Origin of the sequence: Azospira sp. I09 (assembly GCF_009177135.1) — a bacterium.
Classification (GTDB): Bacteria; Pseudomonadota; Gammaproteobacteria; order Burkholderiales; family Rhodocyclaceae; genus Azospira; species Azospira oryzae.
Genome location: NZ_AP021844.1, coordinates 1,629,621 through 1,646,870, shown reverse-complemented (window position 1 = coordinate 1,646,870; position 17,250 = coordinate 1,629,621). Strand labels below are relative to the sequence as shown.

18 protein-coding genes are annotated in these 17,250 nt (G+C 70.8%); 9 read left to right on the top strand and 9 right to left on the bottom strand.

Translation table 11 applies throughout. The features are described from left to right. Window positions 1-349: 349 nt before the first annotated feature. On the top strand, window positions 350-607 hold the full coding sequence (locus AZSP09_RS07610) for a YjhX family toxin (RefSeq protein WP_014238442.1): 258 nt from the start codon (window positions 350-352) through the stop codon (window positions 605-607). An 82-nt stretch (window positions 608-689) separates the two neighbouring features. Beyond that, window positions 690-1,196, top strand: a complete 507-nt coding sequence (locus tag AZSP09_RS07605) for a GNAT family N-acetyltransferase (RefSeq protein WP_152089655.1) — start codon at window positions 690-692, stop codon at window positions 1,194-1,196. Window positions 1,197-1,320: 124 nt separating this feature from the next. Here the strand turns inward: AZSP09_RS07605 and AZSP09_RS07600 are convergent, their stop codons facing one another. The 5 genes from AZSP09_RS07600 to AZSP09_RS07580 all read right to left on the bottom strand — a co-directional run bounded on the left by AZSP09_RS07600 (window position 1,321) and on the right by AZSP09_RS07580 (window position 8,337). Then, entirely contained in the window at window positions 1,321-2,589 is a 1,269-nt protein-coding gene (locus AZSP09_RS07600; protein WP_165397460.1) for a TolC family protein, read from the bottom strand. An 8-nt stretch (window positions 2,590-2,597) separates the two neighbouring features. Continuing rightward, window positions 2,598-2,918: a DUF3240 family protein gene (locus tag AZSP09_RS07595; protein ID WP_014238439.1), complete on the bottom strand. Its 321-nt coding sequence runs from the start codon at window positions 2,916-2,918 to the stop codon at window positions 2,598-2,600. Continuing rightward, window positions 2,915-6,001 carry an efflux RND transporter permease subunit gene (locus tag AZSP09_RS07590; RefSeq protein WP_152089654.1) on the bottom strand — a complete coding sequence of 1,029 codons (3,087 nt, stop codon included), beginning with the start codon at window positions 5,999-6,001 and terminating at the stop codon, window positions 2,915-2,917. Before AZSP09_RS07590 ends, AZSP09_RS07595 begins: the two co-directional genes overlap by 4 nt. Next, window positions 6,001-7,158, bottom strand: a complete 1,158-nt coding sequence (locus tag AZSP09_RS07585) for an efflux RND transporter periplasmic adaptor subunit (protein ID WP_152089653.1) — start codon at window positions 7,156-7,158, stop codon at window positions 6,001-6,003. The genes AZSP09_RS07590 and AZSP09_RS07585 overlap by 1 nt, the downstream gene beginning before the upstream one ends. 219 nt (window positions 7,159-7,377) lie before the next feature. After that, a complete protein-coding gene (locus AZSP09_RS07580; protein ID WP_152089652.1) occupies window positions 7,378-8,337 on the bottom strand; it encodes a helix-turn-helix domain-containing protein in 960 nt (319 codons plus the stop codon). A 118-nt stretch (window positions 8,338-8,455) separates the two neighbouring features. Here AZSP09_RS07580 and AZSP09_RS07575 point away from each other — a divergent pair, with 118 nt between their 5' ends. Continuing rightward, window positions 8,456-8,980 carry a cysteine hydrolase family protein gene (locus AZSP09_RS07575; RefSeq protein WP_152089651.1) on the top strand — a complete coding sequence of 175 codons (525 nt, stop codon included), beginning with the start codon at window positions 8,456-8,458 and terminating at the stop codon, window positions 8,978-8,980. 137 nt (window positions 8,981-9,117) lie between these two features. Here AZSP09_RS07575 and AZSP09_RS07570 read toward each other — a convergent pair whose 3' ends face one another. Further along, window positions 9,118-10,020 (bottom strand): LysR family transcriptional regulator, encoded by a 903-nt coding sequence (locus AZSP09_RS07570; RefSeq protein WP_152089650.1) that lies wholly within the window; start codon window positions 10,018-10,020, stop codon window positions 9,118-9,120. Window positions 10,021-10,208: 188 nt separating this feature from the next. On the opposite strand from AZSP09_RS07570, the gene AZSP09_RS07565 reads away from it, so the two are divergent. Continuing rightward, on the top strand, window positions 10,209-10,607 hold the full coding sequence (locus AZSP09_RS07565) for a RidA family protein (protein WP_014238433.1): 399 nt from the start codon (window positions 10,209-10,211) through the stop codon (window positions 10,605-10,607). Between the two features lie 164 nt (window positions 10,608-10,771). Here the strand turns inward: AZSP09_RS07565 and AZSP09_RS07560 are convergent, their stop codons facing one another. Next, on the bottom strand, window positions 10,772-11,350 hold the full coding sequence (locus AZSP09_RS07560) for a cob(I)yrinic acid a,c-diamide adenosyltransferase (protein ID WP_152089649.1): 579 nt from the start codon (window positions 11,348-11,350) through the stop codon (window positions 10,772-10,774). A gap of 85 nt (window positions 11,351-11,435) precedes the next feature. Between AZSP09_RS07560 and otnI the strand changes: the two genes are divergently transcribed. Beyond that, the gene (gene otnI / locus AZSP09_RS07555) at window positions 11,436-12,245 is read left to right on the top strand and encodes a 2-oxo-tetronate isomerase (protein ID WP_152089648.1); all 810 of its coding nucleotides are present in this window, start codon (window positions 11,436-11,438) and stop codon (window positions 12,243-12,245) included. Between the two features lie 287 nt (window positions 12,246-12,532). On the opposite strand, the gene AZSP09_RS07550 is transcribed toward otnI, so the two are convergent. Further along, complete coding sequence (locus AZSP09_RS07550; protein ID WP_014238430.1) at window positions 12,533-13,009, bottom strand: bacteriohemerythrin; 477 nt, start codon at window positions 13,007-13,009, stop codon at window positions 12,533-12,535. A gap of 359 nt (window positions 13,010-13,368) precedes the next feature. On the opposite strand from AZSP09_RS07550, the gene AZSP09_RS07545 reads away from it, so the two are divergent. After that, on the top strand, window positions 13,369-14,688 hold the full coding sequence (locus tag AZSP09_RS07545; protein ID WP_152089647.1) for a glycerate kinase type-2 family protein: 1,320 nt from the start codon (window positions 13,369-13,371) through the stop codon (window positions 14,686-14,688). Window positions 14,689-14,922: 234 nt separating this feature from the next. Further along, entirely contained in the window at window positions 14,923-15,048 is a 126-nt protein-coding gene (locus AZSP09_RS20580) for a hypothetical protein (protein ID WP_269473827.1), read from the top strand. A 25-nt stretch (window positions 15,049-15,073) separates the two neighbouring features. Here the strand turns inward: AZSP09_RS20580 and AZSP09_RS07540 are convergent, their stop codons facing one another. Beyond that, window positions 15,074-15,973 (bottom strand): LysR family transcriptional regulator, encoded by a 900-nt coding sequence (locus AZSP09_RS07540; RefSeq protein ID WP_152089646.1) that lies wholly within the window; start codon window positions 15,971-15,973, stop codon window positions 15,074-15,076. A gap of 109 nt (window positions 15,974-16,082) precedes the next feature. Between AZSP09_RS07540 and AZSP09_RS07535 the strand changes: the two genes are divergently transcribed. Together AZSP09_RS07535 and AZSP09_RS07530 are read left to right on the top strand one after the other, a co-directional pair. Further along, window positions 16,083-16,817 carry a sulfite exporter TauE/SafE family protein gene (locus AZSP09_RS07535; protein WP_152089645.1) on the top strand — a complete coding sequence of 245 codons (735 nt, stop codon included), beginning with the start codon at window positions 16,083-16,085 and terminating at the stop codon, window positions 16,815-16,817. Next, complete coding sequence (locus AZSP09_RS07530; RefSeq protein ID WP_152089644.1) at window positions 16,810-17,205, top strand: hypothetical protein; 396 nt, start codon at window positions 16,810-16,812, stop codon at window positions 17,203-17,205. The genes AZSP09_RS07535 and AZSP09_RS07530 overlap by 8 nt, the downstream gene beginning before the upstream one ends. The last annotated feature ends 45 nt before the right edge of the window (window positions 17,206-17,250 follow it).

The following is a 17,250-nucleotide window of genomic DNA, read 5'->3' as shown; positions in this document are numbered from 1 at the left end:
CGCAGTCCCGGAAACAACAGCGCCACGATCCAATAACGACGCCACTCTCCGCCATGACATGGCTGGAAGGCCCGTCCTTCCTGCCTTGCAGGCCGGGTGTCAGGCGTCCGGCGGCGCCCTGCCCGACACCGCCCCGATTGCCCCGCCCCGAGGGGAGCGCTATCATTCGCGCCTGCCCGGCAAACGGGCAAGCCCATTCCATTTGAGTTAGGTCTGTATGTTGGAGATTGCCGCAATCCGATAACTCCGTCTGGCCCCGCCGGCCGCGAGTTATCGATATGCCCATAGCGTCGATGGCGCCTCTCGGAGGCTGCCGTCGTGTGTGCATTTGATTGCGGAACAATCCAACATGAATCTTTCCAAGCCCGAGCAGCGGACGTTGCACGTCCTCGCCAAAGGCGGCCATATCGAACATCACCGCGATGCTTCCGGCCGCATTACCCACGTCGATTGCTATACCCGCGAAGGTTTCGTCCTCAGCGACTGCACCTTGCCGGTGTTCAAGAAGCTGAAGGCCAAGCGCCTCATCGCCTCCCTGGACGGCCGGCCTTACCGGATCAACCGGGCCGGCCTGGGGGCCGTGCGCGGCCAGCTCGACAACCAGTAATCCTCCCGCGCCACCGCCCGGCCTGGGGCCCTACTGGCGGCCGGGCGGTGCGGCGCCTGCATTGCAAAAAGGAATTCATCACATGACCATCACCATTCGTCCCGAAGAGCCGGCCGACAGCGCCGCCATTTTCGACCTGACCCGCCTGGCCTTTGCCACGGCGGCCCACAGTGCGGGCACCGAGCAGTTCATCGTCGGCGCCCTGCGAGATAGCGGCAGGCTCAGCCTTTCCCTGGTGGCGGAGGAGGGCGGGCGCCTTCTCGGCCACGTGGCCTTTTCGCCGGTGACCCTGAGCCCGGCCGCTCCCGGCTGGTTCGGGGTCGGCCCCGTCTCGGTGCTGCCAGAGCATCAGGGCTGCGGCATCGGCAGCCGGCTGATGCGGCACGGCCTGGAGGAACTGCGCCGGCGCGGCGCCGCCGGCTGCGTGCTAGTGGGGGAGCCGGCCTTCTACGGCTGCTTCGGCTTCGTCCAGGCGGCGCCGCTGCTGCTGCCGGAGGTGCCGCCCCAGTACTTCCAGGCCCTGGCTTTCCAGGGGCCGCTGCCGGCCGCCAGCGTCGCCTTCGATCCGGCCTTCTTCGCCACCGCCTAGCCGTAGCGGTCCGCTGCCCGGCAGCGGCACCATCGCCACCAACAAGAAGGGACGGGCTTCTCCACCGTTGTACGGTGGGGAGGCCCGTCCCTTCTGCCTTCCAGGGCGGTGCTTCGTGACGGCCTTATTTCTCTGTGTGCTCCCCGTCCACCGGCCACAGGCCGTGGCCGTCCAGGTACACCCGGTAGCGGCTTTCCAGGGCGTCGAGGCGGCTCTGGTTGGCGGCGAGGCGGGCTTCGTTGGCCTGGCGCTGGGCGGTGAGCAGTTCGGTGATGCCGGCTTCGCCCAGCTGGTAGGCCCGGGCCATGAGGGCGGCGGCCTGTTCGATGCGCTGGGCGGCATCCTCGGCCCGGCGCCAGGATTCGTAGGCAGCCCGGGCGTTGGCCAGGAGGGCGGCCACTTCGGCGTTGATGCGGGCCAGGGTGGCGGCTTCCCGGCTGGCGGCGGCGCTGGCGTAGGCGGCGTCGCGGCGGGCGGTGGCGCTGCGCAGGCTGCCGGAGAAGGGGATGGAGATGCTGACCCCGGCGATGCGTTCCTCGCCGCCCTTGTCGGAGCCCACGTGCACTCCCAGGGTGGGGTCGGGCATCCGCTCGGCGTCGGCCCGGTTGGCCACCAGCCGGGCCTGTTCGCTTTCGGCCCGGGCCAGCATCAGCTCGTGGTTGTGTTCCAGCAGGTGCTCGCGCCACTCGGCCTCTTCCAGGGGCAGGGGCTCGCTGGGAGCCACCTGCCTGGGCTGGGGCAGGCCGGGGAAGCGGGCCGCCAGGTCGGCCTCGGCCACCTGGCGGCGCAGGCGGGCCTGTTCCAGGGCGGCCTGGGCCTGGGCGGCGGCGGCTTCGGCCTGCATCAGTTCCAGGCGCGGCGCATCCCCCAGCTGCACGCGGCGGGCGGTGACCTGGCGCTGGCGGGCCAGGGATTCGCTCTGGCGCTGCCACTGGGCGGCGCCTTCGTTTTCCCGCAGCCAGATGAACCAGTAGCGCAGCAGGCTGCGGGAGGTCTCGTGCAGGGTGTCGCCCAGGGCCACCTTGGCCATGGCTTCGCCGTTGGCGCCGAGCTGCTCGTCGAGGGCGGCCTTGCCGGGCAGGCGGATGCCCCGCTCGATGCCGCCGCTCCATTCCCGGTAGCGTTCGTTGGCGGCGCCGTTTACGCCGTTGACGTTGCGCCGCTGGCTGCCGACCCGGGCGGTCCATTCATAGGGGCCGGCTTCCAGGCGCTTGCGGTTTTCGCCCTCGGCTTCCAGCATGGCTTCGGCGGCCTTGGCCTGGGGCGCGAGGCGGATGGCGTTGACCGCCGCTTCCCGCGGCGGCAGGTCGGTGGGGTAGGCCAGGGGCGGCGGTTCGGCGGCCTGGAGGGCGGCGCTGCAGAGCAGGGCGGCCAGGGGCATCAGTTTCAGCATGGGGCCCATTACAGCCTCCCGGATTGCTGGACCGGGGCGGTCCAGTAGTAGATGTCGGCGCCGGTGAATTGCTGGCGCAGGTCCCGCAGCAGGTCGTGCACGTGGGTGCCGGCCATGAGGGCCTGGATGCGGAAGCGGCGGGCCCGGCCGCGCACCCGTTCGGCGGCGGTTTCGTAGGCGATGTCGCCGCCGTGGGCATCCACCGGGCGGGAGGTGAAATGGCCCACGGTCTCGGCCCGGTCGAGGAGAAAGTCCACCACCGCGTCTTCCAGATTGGGGTGGATCACCAGGGTCAGGCAGGTATCCACGGGGCGATTGTTTGCGCTCATGGCCGTTCTCCCGGAGTGTTGTCGAAGCCGAAGCGGCGGTAGAGGATGGGCAGCAGCAGCAGGGTCAGCAGGGTGGAGCTGAGCAGGCCGCCGATGACGACGATGGCCAGGGGCTTCTGGATCTCGGAACCGGGGCCGCTGGCGAAGAGCAGGGGCACCAGGCCGAAGGCGGCGATGGAGGCCGTCATCAGCACCGGGCGCAGGCGCCGCCTGGCCCCTTCCCGCACCACCTGCTCCAGGGGCAGGCCCTGGGTGCGCAGCTGGTTGAAGTAGGTGAGCATCACCACGCCGTTGAGCACGGCGATGCCGAGCAGGGCGATGAAGCCGACCGAGGCGGGCACCGACAGGTACTGGCCGGAAAGCAGCAGGGCGAAGACGCCGCCCACCAGGGCGAAGGGGATCATGGCCAGGACCAGGCCGGCCTGGCGCAGGGAGCCGAAGGTGGAAAAGAGCAGCATGAAGATCAGGCCCAGGGCCACCGGCACCACCAGCATCAGGCGCTGGGCGGCCCGCTGCTGGTTCTCGAACTGGCCGCCCCAGACGATGCGGTAGCCCTGGGGCAGCTTCAGCTGCTGGGCCACCTTGGCCTGGGCTTCCTCGACGAAGCCCACCAGGTCCCGGTCCCGCACGTTGGACTGGATCACCACGTAGCGCTGGGCGTTTTCCCGGTCCACCTTGACCGGGCCTTCCACCCGTTCGATCTTGGCCACCTGGGACAGAGGCACGGTGCGGACATTGGTGCCTTCGCCGGGCAGGGACAGGCGCAGGTCGGCGAAGCGCTCGACGCTGGTCTTGTAGTCCGGGCCGCCCCGCAGCAGCACCGGGGTGCGCCGTCCCGGCTCCACCACCAGGCCGGCGGGCAGGCCTTCCACCAGGGTCTTGAGGGCGTTCTGCACCTCTTCAATGGGCAGGCCCAGGCGGCCGGCGGCGAGGCGGTCGATCTCCACCTTGAGGTACTGCACCCCTTCGTTCTTCAGGGTGAATACGTCTTCCGCCCCCTTGATGCCCTTGAGCAGGGCGACGATGCCGTCGGCGGCGTGGTTGAGCTGGTCCAAATCGGTGCCGAAGACCTTCACCGCGATGTCGCCGCGCACGCCGGTGAGCATTTCCGAGATGCGCATGTCGATGGGCTGGGTGAAGGTGTAGGCGATGCCGGGGAAGTCTTCCATCACCTGGCGCAGCTGGTCGGTGAGCCAGTCCTTGTCCGGCTGGCGCCATTCATCGATGGGCTTGAGCACGAGGAAGGTGTCGGTCTGGTTGAGGCCCATGGGGTCCAGGCCCAGTTCGTCGGAGCCGACCCGGGCGATGATGTTCTTCACCTCCGGCACCCGCTCCAGGATGGCCCGCTGCACCCGCTGATCCGTTTCCACCGTCTCCTCCAGGCTGATGGAGGGCAGCTTTTCCAGCTGGATGATGAGGTCGCCCTCGTCCATGGTGGGCAGGAAGGTCTTGCCCAGCAGGGTGTAGGCGCCGATGGCCAGCACCAGCAGGGCCAGGGCGGCGACCACCACCTGCCGGGTGTGGGCCAGGGCCCAGTCCAGGGCCGGGGCGTAGGCGGCGTTGAGTTTCTTCACCAGCCAGGCCTCGTGGTGGCCGCCCCGCTGCATGAGCATGGAGGCCAGGGCCGGGATGACGGTGAGGGCCAGCAGCAGGGAGGAGACCAGGGCGAAGACGATGGTCAGGGCCACCGGGATGAAGAGCTTGCCTTCCAGCCCCTCCAGGGTCAGCAGGGGCACGAAGACGATGACGATGATGGCGATGCCGGAGGCCACCGGCACCGTCACCTCCCGCACCGAGCGGTAGATGACGTGCAGCAGGGGCAGGCGGGCGGAGGTATGGGGGCTGGAGAGGTGGCTCTCCACGTTTTCCACGATCACCACCGCCGCATCCACCAGCATGCCGATGGCGATGGCCAGGCCGCCCAGGCTCATCAGGTTGGCGGAGAGGCCGAAGTGCTGCATGAGGATGAAGGTGAGCAGGGCCGAGAGGGGCAGGATCACCGACACCACCAAGGCCGCCCGCAGGTTGCCGAGGAAGGCCAGGAGCAGGATCACCACCAGCACGATGGCCTCGCCCAGGGCCTTGGAGACGGTGCCCACGGCCCGCTCCACCAGATGGCCCCGGTCGTAGAAGGGCACGATGCTGACGCCTTCGGGCAGGGTGGCCTGGATCTCGGCCAGCTTGGCCTTCACCTGGTCCACCACCTGCTGGGCGTTGGCGCCGCGCAGGCCCAGCACCAGGCCTTCCACCGCCTCGCCCTGGCCATCCTTGGTCACCGCGCCGTAGCGGGTGAGGGCGCCGAAGCGCACCTCGGCCACGTCGCCCACCCGCACCGGGTTGCCGCCGCGCTGGGCGATGACGATGGCGCGCAGGTCGTCCAGGCTGCGCACGGCCCCTTCGACCCGCACCAGCAGGGTTTCCTCGCCCTCGGTGAGGCGGCCGGCGCCGTCGTTGCGGTTGTTGCCTTCCACCGCCTGGCGCAGTTCGTTGAGGCTGACGCCGCGGGCATTGAGGGCCGCCGCGTCGGGCACCACCTCGAAGGCCTTGGCGTGGCCGCCCAGGCTGTTCACGTCGGCGACACCGCGCAGGGTGCGCAGCTGGGGGCGGATGGTCCAGTCCAGGATGGTCCGCTTCTCCTCCAGGGAGAGGGGGCCTTCCACGGTGAACATGAACATCTCGGAGAGGGGCGTGGTGATGGGGGCCAGGCCGCCGCTGGCGCCGGGGGGCAGCTCGACGCCGCCGAGGCGTTCGGCCACCTGCTGGCGGGCCCAGTAGATGTCGGTGCCATCCTCGAAGTCGATGGTGACGTCGGCGATGGCGTATTTGGAGGTGGTGCGCAGGATGCGCTGCTTGGGGATGCCCAGCATTTCCTGCTCGATGGGCACCACGATGCGGGCCTCCACCTCTTCCGGGGTCATGCCCGGGGCCTTCATGATGATTTTCACCTGGGTGGTGGAAACGTCGGGGAAGGCGTCGATGGGCAGGTTGTGGAAGGCCATGATGCCGGCGCCCACCAGCAGGGCCGTCAGCACCAGCATCAGGAGGCGCTGGGCCAGGGAGAATTCGACCAGGCGGGAGAGCATTACTGGGCGCTCCCGGCATCGCTGGCGGCGCTGGCAGCAGTACTCCAGGCGGACTTGAGGGCGCTGACGCCCTTCACCGCCACCGCCGCGTTGGCCGCCAGGGCGCTGCCGCTCACCAGCACGTCGGGACCGGCGTTACCGGCCACGCTCACCGGGGTGGCCTGGAAGCCGGGCCTGGCGCCGGCCGTCTGCACGAAGACCCAGGCCTGGCCGGCCTGGCGCACCACGGCGGCCTGGGGGATGCGGTAGGTGGCGCCCTTGCCGGCAGTGGCGCCGGCCTGGGGCGCCGCGGCCACCGTGGCTTCCACCATCTGGCCCGGGTGCAGGGAGTCGAGACCCGCGTCCATCCTCGCCCGCAGGGTCACGGTCTGGCTGCCGGGGCTGATCTGGCGGCCCACGTTGATGAGCTTGCCGCTGGCCTCGCTGCCGGCGATGCGCACCGCCGCCCCTTCCTTCAGGTTGCCGGCCAGGGCGGCGGGGGCCTGGATTTCCAGCCACAGGGGATTCAGTTGGGCCACGGTGAACAGGGCGGTGGCCGCCTCCACCCGGCTGCCCACGGCGGCGCTGGCTTCCAGCACCACGCCGTCCAGGGGCGCGCTGACCGCCACTTCCGGGGTCAGGCTGCCGCCGCCGGCGGTGGCGCCGGCAATGCGCAGTTCGGCCTGCAGTTCCCGCGCCGCCACCGCCGCCTGGGCCTGGCTGGCGCGGCTGGCCTGGAGCCGGGCTTCGGCGATGATGCCTTCCTTGAACAGCTGTTCGTCCCGGGCCAGGCTGCGCTGGGCCAGGTCGGCCTGCTGTTTGGCCTGCAGGTAGTCCCGCTGCACCTGCAAGAGGCCCGGGCTGGCCAGGCGGGCCAGCATCTGGCCCTTCTTCACCGTCTGCCCGGCCACGGCGCCCACCTGGGTCAGCAGGCCGGCCAGGGGCGCCGCCACCACCCGCATCTGCTCCACCGGCACCACCACCTTGGCCGGCAGGCCGGCGGCGCTGCCCGTGTCGGCGGCGGCCAGGGGCCGGGTTTCCACCCCCAGGGCCTTGGCCTGGGCGGGGGCCAGGGCAATGAAGTCGGCCGGGTTGGCGGCCCGGGCCGGGAAGGCCAGGGCGCAGAGCAGGGCGACGGCGGCGAGGCTGAAGCTGGGGGAAGGATGGCGACGGTTCATGGCGGCACTCTGAGTCAGTTTGTGCGCCACCTTAACCGGCGAATCTTAAGGCGGTCTTAAGGCGCAGGGATGGGGCTTGCCGCCCTGCCTGTCCGGAGGGGCAGGAAGGACGCGGATTTCCGCCATGCCATGCCGGAGAGGCAGGCGGGGAAAGGCGTTCCGGGCATGGGGGTGTTGGCGGGCTGAGCGGCGGGCGGTGTTGCGGGTATGGCGGCGCCCTCAGGCCCCGTCCCGGGCGCCGAAGGATTGCCGCCACTGGCTGGGGGAAACCCCCAGGCTGCGGCGGAAGTGCAGACGCAGGGCTTCCGGGGAGCCGAAGCCGGCCAGCTGGGCGATGCGTTCGATGCCGTGGTCCGTGCTCTCCAGCAGGCGCTGGGCCAGGCCCAGCCGTTCCCCCAGCAGCCACTGGCCGACGGTGGCGCCGGTTAGCTGGCGGAAGTGGCGGGTGAAGGTGCGCCGGCTCATCAGGGCCTGGGCCGCCAGGCTGTTGAGGTCGTGGGGCTGTTCCAGGCTGGCCCGCACCCGGTCCAGCAGCGCCGCCAGGCGGGAATCGCCGGCGCTGGCGGGCAGGGGCTGGGGGATGTACTGGGCCTGGCCGCCCTGGCGGTGGGGCGGCGTCACCAGGCGGCGGGCCACCCGGTTGGCGGCAGTGGCGCCGCAGCGCTGGCGCAGCAGGTGCAGGCAGGCGTCGATGCCCGCCGCCGTGCCGGCGGAGGTGAGGAGGTTGCCTTCGTCCACGTAGAGCACCCCCGGGTCCAGGGTCACGGCCGGGTAGCGGCGGGCGAAGTCCGCGGCGAATTCCCAGTGGGTGGTGGCGCGGCGGCCGTCCAGCAGGCCCGCCTCGGCCAGCACGTAGGCCCCCAGACACAGGCCCACCACCTGGGCGCCGCGCCGGTGGGCGGCCACCAGGGCATCGAGCACGGCCTGGGGCGGCCGTTCCGCCGGATCGCGCCAGCTCGGCACGATCACCACCCGGGCCGTGGCCAGGGCCTCCAGGCCCTGTTCCACGTTGAGGCTGAAGCCGGCGCTGGTGGCGAGGGGGCCGTCCTCCCAGGCGCACACCCGCAGTTCGAAGGCCGGGGCGCCCAGGTGGCGCTCGCCGAAGACGACGCAGGGCACGGAGAGGTGGAAGGGGCTGATGCGCTGGTAGGCCAGCACGGCGACGGGGAGCCGGTTCATGGCAGTTCCCGGGAAATGGTGTGGCCCGATATTAACGGAAATTGTCATTCGGGCCACTGCCGGTGGCGCCGGGGCTAGCCAATAATCGGCCCATCGCACCCCACTCAAGGAGATTCCCATGAGCAACAGCAAACCCGCCCTGGTCGTGATCGACCTGCAGAACGACTATTTCCCCGGCGGCGCCTTTCCCCTGTGGCAGCCGGAGGCGGTGCTGGAGCGCACCCTGGCGGCGGTGGCCGCGGCCCGGGCCCGGGGCGTGCCGGTGATCCTGGTGCAGCACGTGGCCGACCCGACCAAGGGGCCGGCGCCTTTCTTCAACCAGGGGACGCCGGGCGTGGACATCCATCCCCGTCTCCTGGCCGCCGCACCGGAGGCGCCGGTGGTGCTGAAGCGTTTTGCCGACAGCTTCCACCAGACCGATCTGGAAGCCGTGCTGGCACAGCGGGGCATCACCGAACTGTGGCTGTGCGGCATGATGACCCACAACTGCGTCACCCATACCGCCCTCTCCAAGGCGGCGGAGAAGTACCCGGTCTCGGTGCTGAAGGACTGCTGCACCACGGTCAGCGAGATGATCCACCGTATCGCCCTCAGCGCCCTGATCACCCGGGTGGCGGTGGTGGATACGGCGGCGCTGCTGTAGGCCGGCCCGCCCAGGGCGGTCGGCACCGGCGGTTTGCCGGCGCTGCGGCGGCTGCTGTGGAAACCCACGCCCGGCGGGCCGCCAATCGCGGCGAGGGCGCCGGCAGGCCGGGGCGCGGGCCGGCTCCCGGCCCGGCGTCAGGAAATGCCGGCGATCAGTTCGGCAGCCCAGTCGATGAAGGCCCGCAGCCGGGCATTGTTGCGCCGGCTGGGGGGGAAGGCGGCATGCAGGGGCATGGGGTCCTGTTGCCAGTCCGGGAATAACCGGATCAGGGAGCCTGCGGCCACGTGGGGCCGGGCCATGTAGTCGGGCAGCCAGACGATCCCCAGCCCGGCCAGGGCTGCCGCCAGGTAGGCGTTGCCGTCGTCCACGGCCAGGGCGTAATGGCCGCGGATGCCGAGGGCCTCCTGCTGCCGCCGCATCAGATAGGGCGCCTGCTGGTTCCGGTGGGCCCACAGATAGCCGACGATGCGATGCTCCGGGCCCTCCAGTTCCCGGGGGTGCTGCGGCGAACCCAGGCGCTGCAGATAGTCGGGCGCCGCGTAGGTCTGCAGGCGCAGGTCGCCCAGGCGTCTGGCAATCAGCGTCGGGTCCGCCATGGGGCCGCCCCGGATGACGCCGTCGATGTTTTCGTCCAGCAGGTCCGAAGTACGGTCGCTGACCCGCATGTCGATCTGGATGTCGGGATGGCGTGCGAAAAAGGCGGGCAGGGCCGGCAGCAGCACCAGGCGCGCCAGGGGGCTGGGCACGTCGAGGCGCAGGCGGCCGCCCAGGGTTTCCTGGCTTGCGGTGACGCTGTTTTCCGCATCGTCCAGATCGGCCAGCAGGCGCACCGCCCGCTCGTAAAAGGCGCTGCCGGCACCGGTCACTCCCACCTTGCGCGTGGTCCTGTCCAGCAGACGGACCTGCAGCCGCTTCTCCAGCTGCTGCACCAGCTGGGTCGCCGTGGCCCGGCTGATATGCAGGGTCTCCGCCGCCTTGGTGAAGCTGCCGGTGTCGACGACGCAGGTAAAGGCGCGCATGGCATCGAAGCGGTCCATGTTTGTTTTGATTTTCCGGTGATGATTGTTTGCATTTTACAAACACTGTTGCCCAGCCGCCGCCATTTATCGGCCCCGACCGCGGCGCTACAGTGGGTGCTCCGCTGCAGCGTGCCCCGCCTCCGGGGGACGCACCATTTACCGCCATGTCCGGCCATCGCCGCCGGCCAAGAAAGAGAGCCCTTGCCATGACATCACCCCGCGATGCGGTATTTCCGCCGGGGCGCCAAGCCCTGTATGAACGCAACCGCTATTCCCCCGCCGTGCGCTCGAACGGTTTCCTCTTTGTCTCCGGCCAGGTCGGCAGCCGCGACGACGGTTCGCCGGAGCCGCAGCTGGAGGCCCAGATCCGCCGCGCCTTCGACAACCTGAACGGGGTGCTGGAGGCCGCCGGCTGCACCTTTGCCGACGTGGTAGAGGTGACCGTGTTCCTGGTCGATCCCGAGGCCGTGCTGGAGACTTTCTGGCGGGTGTTGCCGGACTACTGGGGCGAGGCTCCCTATCCCGCCCTGACCGGGGTGGGGGTGACCTGGCTCTATGGTTTCCAGTTCGAGATCAAGGTCATCGCCCGCCTGCCCGGGGCCTGAGCCCGATACGCCCGGCGGACTGGGGCCGCCCGGGAGACCTGCCCAGCCGGGCGCTGCCCCCTTGATGGCGCCAGGGCTTGCGGCCAGGACTGGCTGGCGACTTGCGGCCACCGGCCAAGAAAAAAGGCACCGCGCGGTGCCTTTTCCTTTCCGGCTTCAGACCTTCACGCCTTCTTCGGCTTGGCCTTGCGCTCGTGCTTCCACAGCACGTCGCCGCAGCCGGCGGCGTGATTGAGCCCACGGCCGAGGACGAAGAGCAGGTCGGAGAGCCGGTTGAGGTACTGGCGCGGGCCGTCGGCCACGCTCTCGGCGTGGGCCAGGCGCACCACGGCGCGCTCGGCGCGGCGGCAGATGGTGCGGGCCAGGTGGGCGTGGGCAGCGGCCCGGGTGCCGCCGGGGAGGATGAATTCCTTGAGGGGCGCCAGGGGCTCGTTGAAGTCGGCCACCCATTGCTCCAGGCGCAGCACCTGTTCTTCCTTGACCATTTCCATGCCGGGGATGCACAGCTCGCCCCCCAGGTCGAAGAGGTCGTGCTGGACCTGGATCAGGGCTTCCCGCGCGGCGGCGTCGATGGCCTCGGGGAAGCTTTCGGCCAGCAGCAGGCCGAGGGAGGAGTTGAGCTCGTCCACCTCGCCGATGGCGTCGATGCGCAGGCTGTCCTTGCCGGTGCGGGAACCGTCGCCGAGGCCGGTTTCACCCTGGTCGCCGGTGCGGGTGACGATCTTGGAAAGGCGGTTGCCCATGGCAGTCTCCTCTGTCTTATAGATAACTTGGTGGGCCGATTATACTGAGGCTTTCCCCTTCGCCGCCCTTGCGTTTCCCGCCCTTATGTTGAAATTTGCCGCCAATCTGAGCTTTCTCTTTGCCGAGCATCCCTTCCTCGATCGCTTCGCCCGGGCAGCCGCCGCCGGCTTCCGGGGCGTCGAATACATGTTCCCCTACGCCCACGCCAAGGAGGAAATCGCCGAGCGCCTGCGGGCCCACGGCCTGGAGCAGGTGCTGTTCAACCTGCCGGCGGGGGACTGGGAGGCGGGCGAGCGGGGCCTCGGCTGCCTGCCCGGGCGGGAGGCGGAATTCCGCCAGGGCGTTGAGCTGGCGCTGGAGTATGCGCTCACCCTGGGCTGCCGCCGGCTGAACTGCCTGGCCGGTCTGGCCCCGGCCGGGGCGGTGGAGGCGGCGGACGTGGAAGCGGCGGAAGTGGAAGCCGAATTGCGTGCCACCTTCGTCGCCAACCTGCGCTGGGCCCACGCCAAGCTGGCGCCCCACGGTATCGAACTGCTGGCCGAGCCCATCAACAGCCGGGTGGACATGCCCGGCTTCTGGCTCGACCGCCCGGCCAAGGGCCTGGAGGTGCTGGCGGAGGCGGGCGTGGGGCGGCTGCAGTACGACCTCTACCACGCCCAGATCATGGAGGGGGACCTGGCCCGATTCCTGGAGCGCCATCTGGCGGCCATCGGCCACCTGCAGATCGCCGACAACCCGGGGCGCCACGAACCGGGCAGCGGCGAAATCCATTACCCCTATCTCTTCCGCCGCCTGGCGGAACTGGGCTACGACGGCTGGATCGGCTGCGAATACAAGCCCGCCGCCGGCACCGAGGCCGGCCTGAGCTGGCTGGCGGCGGCGCGGGGCATCTGAAAGGGGAGTGACCTGGGGCCCAGGCAGGACGGTCATCTCAGCCATGGGTCATCGGAGAGTGGCGTCGTTGCTGCCTCAGCGGGCAGGTGCTGTACGGCGGTCGCGCCGGGTATCCCTCGGCGGGCCTTGTCGCTTGCGGGGCAGGCAGACCGATTTCCCTGGCGGCAGTTGCCTGTAAGCGGCAAGCCGCGGGGGCGGCAGCATCGCCCGGGGCGCCACGGCCGCGGCAAAAAGAAACGGCAGCCGCGCTGCCGTTGTCCTGCACTGCCGGCCTCAAGCGGCCCGGCTTACCAGAAGCGCCACCAGGCCTTCTTCGAGTTCATGGCCGCCTCCACCTCCGGCGACCAGTCGGCGGCCAGGGGCACGCCGAGGAAGTGGCTGCCGAAGCGCTTGTCGGTCTCGCTGATGTGCTTGGTCAGCCACACCTTGAGGAAGTGCAGCAGCTCGAAGCTGATGGCGGCCTTGCCCGTGTCCAGCTTCTCCTGCAGCTCCCGGATCTGGCGGATCAGCTCCTCGTGCTGGGCCTTGTGGCCGGGGAAATCCGGGTAGTTGGTGACCCGCATGAGGCTCTCTTCCACGGTGAAATGGGTGCGGGTATAGTCGGCCAGCCGGTCCAGGATCTCCCGGGAGGTGGCGCTGCCCTGGTGGTCGCGGATGGCCTCGTGGAGCTGGTTGAGCAGGCCCACCAGGACCTTGTGCTGTTCGTCGATTTCCTGGATGCCGACGGAAAAATCGTCGCTCCAGGTGAAAAGTTCGGTGCTCATGGGCGGGCGCTATGGTCAGAAAGGCAGAAGGCGGTAAATAGGCGGCAACGGGGCAACGGCCCCATGTCCTCCCCGGCCGGCCCGAGGCCGGCGCAGACCGGGCCCTTGGCCGCAGGGAGCCCGGAGGCTGGGCGGTCAGCCTAACCCCTGGACGCCGGCGACCGTTGATCCAGGTCAAGAAAGTATGCATTAGGTAATAGCGAGGTAATAGCGCGCTGCCGGGCGACCTGCCCAGCGCACGGCCGGCCCAGGCCGCACCGGCGCCGGCCATCGGCCCCGCTTCTGCCGCCAGCCGCCGCCAGCCGCCGACGCTGGCGGCAAGTGCCGTCCGGCCAGTCCCGACTTTTCCCGGAGTCCCCATGTTCGCTGCCGCCCAGAAGCAACTAGCCCCCGACGCCCTGCTGCACAACCTGCTGCAGGCCGCCCTCGCCGCCGCCGATCCGGCCCGGCTGGTGCCGCCCCATCTGCCGGACCCGGCCAGCCTGCCCGAGGGCGGGCGCCTGGTGGTGGTGGGCGCCGGCAAGGCGGCAGGGGCCATGGCCCGGGCGGTGGAGGAGCACTGGCCCGGCCCCCTCTCCGGCCTGGTGGTGACCCGCTACGGCCACGGCCTGCCCTGCCGCCGCATCGAAGTGGTGGAGGCGGCCCATCCGGTGCCCGACGCCGCCGGCGAGGCCGCTGCCGCCCGCATCCTGGAACAGGTGCGGGGCCTGACGGAAAAGGACCGGGTGCTGGCCCTCATTTCCGGCGGCGGTTCCGCCCTCATGGCGGCACCGGCCCCCGGCGTCAGCCTGGCCCAGAAGCGGGCCCTGACCCGGGCCCTGCTGCTCAGCGGCGCCGACATCGGCGAGATCAACTGCGTGCGCAAGCACCTCTCGGCGGTCAAGGGCGGGCGCCTGGCCGCCGCGGCCTGGCCGGCCCCGGTGCTGACCCTGGCCATTTCCGACGTGGCCGGGGACGACCCGTCGGTCATCGCCTCCGGCCCCACCGTGGCCGATCCCACTACCTGCGACGACGCCCTGGCAGTGCTGGCCCGCCATGGCATCGAGGTGCCGCCGGAAGTGGCCGCCCTGCTGCAGTCCGGCGCCCTGGAGACGCCCAAGCCCGGCGATCCCCGGCTCGGCCGCAGCGACTACCGGCTCATCGGCCGGCCCCAGCAGTCCCTCCTGGCCGCCGCCGAGGCCGCCCGGGCCGCCGGCATCACGCCCCTGGTGCTGGGGGACCGGGTGGAAGGGGAGGCGAAGGAGGTGGCCAAGGTCATGGCCGGCCTGGCCCTGACCTGTCAGGACCACGGCACGCCCCTGGCGCCGCCCTGCGTGCTCCTCTCCGGCGGCGAGACCACCGTCAGCGTGGCGCCGGGCGCGCCCCTGGGCCGGGGCGGGCGCAACAGCGAATTCCTCCTGGCCCTGGCGCTGGCCCTCGGCGGCCGGCCCGGCATCCACGCCCTGGCGGCGGACACGGACGGCATCGACGGCTCCGAGGACAACGCCGGCGCCCGCATCGATCCGGCAACCCTGGCCCGGGCCGCCGCCGCCGGCCTGGACGCCCGGGGCCATCTGGCCGGCCACGACGCCTACGGCTTTTTCGCCGGCCTGGGGGGCCTGCTGCTGACCGGCCCCACCCGCACCAACGTCAACGACTTCCGTGCCGTGCTGGTGCTGCCGGAGGAGGACAACGGCTGAGGCCGGGCCCTTGGCCGGCTCAGGCGCCGGCGCGGCACCACCAGTTTGGCGGTCTGCTACTGCACCTGCACCGTGTCGCCGTGCTGGTTGAGGATTTCGCTGCGCACCGTGACCATGCCCTGCCGGGGTTTGGAACGGGAGGGCTGCACGGACTGCACCTCGCTTTCCCCCGCAGGGTGTCGCCGGGCCGGGTCGGCCGAGGCCAGACGATTTCGCCGCCGGGCCCTGGCCCTGATGCCCTCCCCGGTCGGCGGTCTGGTGCCGGCCCGGGCGGTGGAGGATGAAACCCTTTCCGCCGCAGTCCTCGCCGCGGTGCCGGAGGAGTTGGCGGACGGGGCGCTGGGCAGGGGCGGCGAATGAGGCGCCGGGCGCCGGGTGTGGCGCCTCAGCTGGCCGGCGGCGCGGCTTGCCGCAGATGCTCCACCAGCTGCCGGGCATAGGGCGGCAGCGCCTCCAGCCGGCGGCAGCAGAGCCGCAACTGGCGGCTGGCCCAGGCATCGGCCAGGGGCACCACCGCCAGGTCCATGCTGCGGGCGTAGCGGCGGGCTGCCGTCACCGGGACGATGCCGACGCCGACGCCCGCTTCCACCATGCGGCAGAGGGCGTCGAAATTGCCGAGCCGCACCCGGTAGCGGGGCTGGCGGCCGATGCGGGCGCCATGGGCGGCGAGAAAGTCGGGCAGGGCGCTGCCCGGGGTGAGGCCGACCCATTCCCAGTCCAGGGTGTCGGCGAAATTGACCGTCTCGCGCCCGGCAAGCCCATGGCGGCGGCTGCATACCAGCACCAGGCGGTCTTCCCGGAACGGCAGAGTTTCCAGCTCCCCCGGGTCCACCGAGTCGGCAATGATGCCCACATCGCCCAGGCCGGCAGCGATGGCCTCGACGATGTGGTGGCTGAGCCGTTCCTCCACGTCCACATCGACCTGGGGATGGGCGGCGAGAAAGGCAGCCAGGGCCTCCGGCAGGAACTCGCTGAGGGCGGCGGTGTTGCCCAGCAGCCGGATGTGGCCCTTGAGGCCCTGGGCATACTGGCCCAGGTCGCCGCGCAGATGCTGCACCTGGGCCGCGATGGTCTGGGCGTGGTGCAGCAGGGCCCGGCCGGCAGGTGTCGGCGTGACGCCGCGCCGGCCCCGTTGCAACAGGGGCGTGCCCAGGGTTTCCTCCATGCCCCGGATACGGGCGCTGGCCGAGGCTAGGGAGAGATGGCAGCGCTCGGCGCCGGCCGTGATGCTGCCGCTGTCGGCGACCTGGATGAAGAGATCGAGGTCCGTGAGATCGAAACGCATGGCGCGGCTCCCTGCTCAGCCTATGGATTAACCGAAGTGTGCCTGAGAAAAATGCCGATTTTCAGGGGGTGCTCCATGTTTCAGACTGAGGCTCATGGAAAACTCACTCATGCTTCTCGCCGTCGGCACCCTGGCCGGGGCCATGAATGCCCTGGCGGGCGGCGGCTCCTTCGTCACCCTGCCGGCCCTGATCCTGGCCGGGGTGCCGTCCACCGTCGCCAATGCCACCAGCACCGTGGCCCTGTTCCCCGGCGCCCTGGCCAGCGCCTGGACCCTGCGGCGGGACTTTGCCCCCTTCCCCGGGGTGGCCACCTCCCGCCTGCTGGCGGTCAGCCTGGCCGGCGGGCTGATCGGCGCCATTCTGCTGTTGCTGACGCCCTCCCGCCATTTCGACCTGCTGGTGCCCTGGCTGCTCCTGCTGGGGGCCGTGGCCTTCGCCTGGGGCGGCGCGGCGGGCCGCCTGCTGCGACGGCAGCGCCATCCGGGGCCGGGCGTCATGCTGGCCGGCCAGGGCCTGCTGGCCGTCTACGGCGGCTATTTCGGCGGCGCCGTGGGCATCATGATGATGGCCCTGTGGGGCATCTGGGGCCATACCGAACTGCGGGCGGTGAATGGCGCCAAGAGCCTGTTCGTCGGCGCCACCAATGCGGTGGCCGTCCTCTGCTTCATTGTCGCCGGCCAGGTGCGCTGGGGGCCGGGCCTGGCCCTGGCGGCCGGCGCCGTTGCCGGGGGCTGGCTGGGGGCGCGGCTCAGTCAGCGCCTGGAACCCCGGCGTCTGCGGAAGGGGGTGGTGCTGCTTAACTTCGTCATGGCCGGCGCCTTCTTCTGGCGCACCTATGGCTGAAGTCCTGCCGCCCTTGCCCGGGTGCCGGCGGCTGTATCTGTACGAGAGGCCGGGGGAAGGGCTGGTCAATGGCCGGGGGGAACCCCTGGCCGGCTGCGGGGCGGCCCGGGTGGTGTTCCTGTTCCGTCACGGCCGCTGCCGTCGGCTGTTGCTGTCGCCAACTGCCGCGAGGCTTGGCGCTGGCGGCCCGTCCGGGTTGCGTGCCTACGGGGCCGCCTATTTCCATCTGGCCCGGGACTTTAGCGGGGTCACGCTGCCCGCTGACCCCATTGCCGGCTGGCTGGCCGGGTTCATGCTGGAAGTGCCGAGGGAGATGCCGCCGGGGCTGTTGCATTTCCTCTCCGCCCGGCGTGGGGCGCAGGCCGGGGGCGGGGAGGGTTTCCCCTAGGTTGACCGGTGGCGGGGCGGGTTTTAGTCTTGGCAAAAATTTGTC

Bases quoted from the DNA above. Each gene is read 5' to 3' on its own strand.
- AZSP09_RS07610 (WP_014238442.1), top strand. From the start codon at position 350: ATGAATCTTTCCAAGCCCGAGCAGCGGACGTTGCACGTCCTCGCCAAA.
- AZSP09_RS07605 (WP_152089655.1), top strand. From the start codon at position 690: ATGACCATCACCATTCGTCCCGAAGAGCCGGCCGACAGCGCCGCCATT.
- AZSP09_RS07600 (WP_165397460.1), bottom strand. From the start codon at position 2,589: ATGCTGAAACTGATGCCCCTGGCCGCCCTGCTCTGCAGCGCCGCCCTC.
- AZSP09_RS07595 (WP_014238439.1), bottom strand. From the start codon at position 2,918: ATGAGCGCAAACAATCGCCCCGTGGATACCTGCCTGACCCTGGTGATC.
- AZSP09_RS07590 (WP_152089654.1), bottom strand. From the start codon at position 6,001: ATGCTCTCCCGCCTGGTCGAATTCTCCCTGGCCCAGCGCCTCCTGATG.
- AZSP09_RS07585 (WP_152089653.1), bottom strand. From the start codon at position 7,158: ATGAACCGTCGCCATCCTTCCCCCAGCTTCAGCCTCGCCGCCGTCGCC.
- AZSP09_RS07580 (WP_152089652.1), bottom strand. From the start codon at position 8,337: ATGAACCGGCTCCCCGTCGCCGTGCTGGCCTACCAGCGCATCAGCCCC.
- AZSP09_RS07575 (WP_152089651.1), top strand. From the start codon at position 8,456: ATGAGCAACAGCAAACCCGCCCTGGTCGTGATCGACCTGCAGAACGAC.
- AZSP09_RS07570 (WP_152089650.1), bottom strand. From the start codon at position 10,020: ATGGACCGCTTCGATGCCATGCGCGCCTTTACCTGCGTCGTCGACACC.
- AZSP09_RS07565 (WP_014238433.1), top strand. From the start codon at position 10,209: ATGACATCACCCCGCGATGCGGTATTTCCGCCGGGGCGCCAAGCCCTG.
- AZSP09_RS07560 (WP_152089649.1), bottom strand. From the start codon at position 11,350: ATGGGCAACCGCCTTTCCAAGATCGTCACCCGCACCGGCGACCAGGGT.
- otnI (WP_152089648.1), top strand. From the start codon at position 11,436: ATGTTGAAATTTGCCGCCAATCTGAGCTTTCTCTTTGCCGAGCATCCC.
- AZSP09_RS07550 (WP_014238430.1), bottom strand. From the start codon at position 13,009: ATGAGCACCGAACTTTTCACCTGGAGCGACGATTTTTCCGTCGGCATC.
- AZSP09_RS07545 (WP_152089647.1), top strand. From the start codon at position 13,369: ATGTTCGCTGCCGCCCAGAAGCAACTAGCCCCCGACGCCCTGCTGCAC.
- AZSP09_RS20580 (WP_269473827.1), top strand. From the start codon at position 14,923: ATGCCCTCCCCGGTCGGCGGTCTGGTGCCGGCCCGGGCGGTGGAGGAT.
- AZSP09_RS07540 (WP_152089646.1), bottom strand. From the start codon at position 15,973: ATGCGTTTCGATCTCACGGACCTCGATCTCTTCATCCAGGTCGCCGAC.
- AZSP09_RS07535 (WP_152089645.1), top strand. From the start codon at position 16,083: ATGCTTCTCGCCGTCGGCACCCTGGCCGGGGCCATGAATGCCCTGGCG.
- AZSP09_RS07530 (WP_152089644.1), top strand. From the start codon at position 16,810: ATGGCTGAAGTCCTGCCGCCCTTGCCCGGGTGCCGGCGGCTGTATCTG.